The sequence below is a fragment of the Paenibacillus sp. OT2-17 genome (assembly GCF_009827695.1).
Lineage (GTDB): Bacteria > Bacillota > Bacilli > Paenibacillales > Paenibacillaceae > Paenibacillus > Paenibacillus polymyxa_B.
Window position 1 is genome coordinate 1 of the sequence record NZ_WUDQ01001007.1, and the last position, 683, is coordinate 683.

Here is a 683-nt window from a genome sequence, read left to right on the forward strand (position 1 = left end):
GACATAAGGCATAACTACACCAAGATGGCCACTCTTGCTTCGGGCAAAGTTACGGGCCAGCGCACTAGGAACATATCCAAGCTGATTAGCTGCGTCCAGAACCCTTCTCCGCGTATCCTCTTTGATAGGACCTACTGCATTTAAGACCCGGGATACCGTCGCTTCAGACACGCCGGAAAGTTCTGCTACTTCCTTGCGCGAAACGATATTACCCACCTCCAAATCATTTTATGTACGCGCGTACATTTTCTCATGCAGCCATACCTCTGTCAATCCCAAAAAGCGTGCTTCAAAGATGAATAAGCTCATTTCACTACTAAAAGGACATTGTCTCGCGTTCCCTGCTTGCCAGCAGATTGAACGGAATATCCCAGCCCCAGCAGTCGGTGCCGCGAACAAATAAATGTTTATTAACTATTGCGCTAACGGATACGAAAGTTCAATAAAATAGCGGCAGTTCTAGGACTTTATTTCCTCGTCCATGACTGCCGCTATTTCGATTTTTGGGATGATTTTAATGCTATTTTACCAGCAGCGAGTTAATGAACATTGGACTTATACTCACTCCGCCTCACAAGGCGGGACAGAATTTTAATATTGCGGAGAAATACGATTTCTCATCTAATTATTTACTTTAACAAAAGAGATTTCCTCATGATTGGGATATGACTTGAAGAATTAGA

General features: G+C 43.6%; 1 protein-coding gene. It reads right to left on the minus strand.

The window, feature by feature from the left end:
• Nucleotides 1–222, minus strand: a 222-nt coding sequence (locus tag GRP75_RS28745; RefSeq protein ID WP_202404367.1) for a LacI family DNA-binding transcriptional regulator, incomplete at its 3' end; no start/stop codon positions are given.
• Between the last annotated feature and the right edge of the window lie 461 nt (nt 223–683).